The 1,739-nt window shown below is 62.3% G+C and carries 3 protein-coding genes and 1 pseudogene; 1 reads left to right on the forward strand and 3 read right to left on the reverse strand.

The genetic code is table 11. The features are described 5' to 3' along the window. From ACOVRJ_RS00115 to ACOVRJ_RS00125, 3 genes and pseudogenes are all read right to left on the reverse strand, one after another. Positions 1-294, reverse strand: a pseudogene (locus ACOVRJ_RS00115) (hypothetical protein); the annotation flags it as partial. Positions 295-645: 351 nt separating this feature from the next. Then, positions 646-1,095: a type II toxin-antitoxin system VapC family toxin gene (locus tag ACOVRJ_RS00120; RefSeq protein WP_422041877.1), complete on the reverse strand. Its 450-nt coding sequence runs from the start codon at positions 1,093-1,095 to the stop codon at positions 646-648. Next, positions 1,092-1,349 (reverse strand): FitA-like ribbon-helix-helix domain-containing protein, encoded by a 258-nt coding sequence (locus ACOVRJ_RS00125; RefSeq protein ID WP_422041878.1) that lies wholly within the window; start codon positions 1,347-1,349, stop codon positions 1,092-1,094. The genes ACOVRJ_RS00120 and ACOVRJ_RS00125 overlap by 4 nt, the downstream gene beginning before the upstream one ends. Before the next feature lie 134 nt (positions 1,350-1,483). On the opposite strand from ACOVRJ_RS00125, the gene ACOVRJ_RS00130 reads away from it, so the two are divergent. After that, on the forward strand, positions 1,484-1,739 hold a 256-nt coding region (locus tag ACOVRJ_RS00130; RefSeq protein ID WP_422041879.1), incomplete at its 3' end, for a hypothetical protein.

Here is a 1,739-nt window from a genome sequence, read left to right on the forward strand (position 1 = left end):
CAGCTCTTGCGCCATACGCGGCACGCGCTTTCTGGTCCGGTCCTTGGACAGAGCGGCGGCCCCCGCAAACTGCGTCCAGTGGCGGGCCTGCACCTCCAAAAGCCTGTACTGGCTGCCCAGCTTACGCGCCATCTTGGGCGTGAGGTGGTCGTGGTGCGTGCTGGGTTGTCCACCATTGGGCAGGCCGATACGCTGCCCATCAAACACGACTGGCAGCTTGTCTTGCGCACCGGCCAGCGACAGCCGAATGCCATAACGCCCCGCCAGCATGGGGCGCGACAACTCGTCGAGCAAGGCTGATCAAGCAGCCAGACGCCCATGTCATGTGCCATGGCGACCCTCCTCGGGCGCCAAGCCGGTCAGTGCCAGTGATCCGCCCAGTGCATCAACGACACGCAGCACCTGTTCCAAGCGCACCGTGGGCTTGCGGCTTCCAGTTCGACGATGAAACGCACACCCAAACCGGCGGCCAAAGCAAGGTCTGCCTGGGTCAAGCCCGGCCTCTTTCTGGCCGTACGCAGCGCGTCACCCAAGGTTTGGGCAGTGGGGATGGTGGTCATGCTTGGGCGATCACGCGATTCCCGATCGGGAATTCATTGCACAGCCACCGCCTGACCATAAGGCATGTTTCCCGTGCGGGAAGGGTCAGTGTGGCTGCCAGGGGTTGATCACTTCCAGGCTGTCAATGCCGGCGAAGTCTTTGGCGTTGCGGGTGACGAGCTTCAAGTGGGCGGCCAGTGCGACGGCGGCAACTTGGGCATCCACGGCTTCGATGGGGCGGCCCATACGCTTGCGCTGCGCAATGACCAGGGCAAATTGCTCCGCCGATCCGCTGCCAAACGCAAGGCACCTGCCTGCAAACCCGTCCTCGAAGATCTGCTGAGCGGCCCGTGCCAGCGCATCGCGCCGTTTGCCGGCCGGCAGCACGGCAATGCCGGCCAGTGTTTCGGCCTGGTTGATGGTGCAGGTGTAGAGACGGTTGGACGTTTGTGCAGCAAACCAGTGCAGCACTTCGGGCGCGGGGGCTTCACGCATCAACTCAGACAGTACATTGGTGTCGAGCAAGTACCCGCCTTCCAGAAGGTCGGCGCTCATGATGGATCAAACGTGGGCAGTGCCCGCTGGCTTTGTCGGTCAGGCCATACAAGATCGTCTGCCCCCAGCCCCTTGAAGAGTTGGTTGATGCGCATGGCAAAGTCCAGGCCGCTGGTGGCTGTGCTCTCTGACGCGAGTGTGCTCTGCAGGATGTTTCTGACTTCCTGTTCCATGGACAAGCCGTGGCGCGCAGCGCGCAGGCGAAGACTGGCCTTGAGCTTGTCGTCCAGGTTGCGGATGGTGATGCTGCCCATGAAGCGCCCTGAAAAATGATTTCAATGATTGCATTGTAATCATTCGAGGTGGCCCCTGGCGCCGCGGACACCAGGGAGGTGACCCGACAGTCCCCACAAGGCGTAGGCCGCCAACTCGTGGCTTGATCGCAATCATGCTTCTCGGCCTCGTCATGGAGTGGGCCAGCCTCCAGCAGGAAGAACTGACGCAGGATTGGGGCCTTGCTCGTCGCCAAGCAGAACTCAACAAGATCGCCCCGCTGGAGCAAACCATGTTCGGAGTCGATGTCACCCACGTCCAACCCTTCGAGGGGCAGTGGTGGCTCCGGTCGTTTGAACACGCACCCGAGGTGAGACAAGTGGATGGGCTGCGGGTTGGTTTGCTGCGCTGCAGGGTTGTCCACGGCGGCG

Source organism: Roseateles sp. (assembly GCF_049240545.1).
Lineage (GTDB): Bacteria > Pseudomonadota > Gammaproteobacteria > Burkholderiales > Burkholderiaceae_C > Paucibacter_A.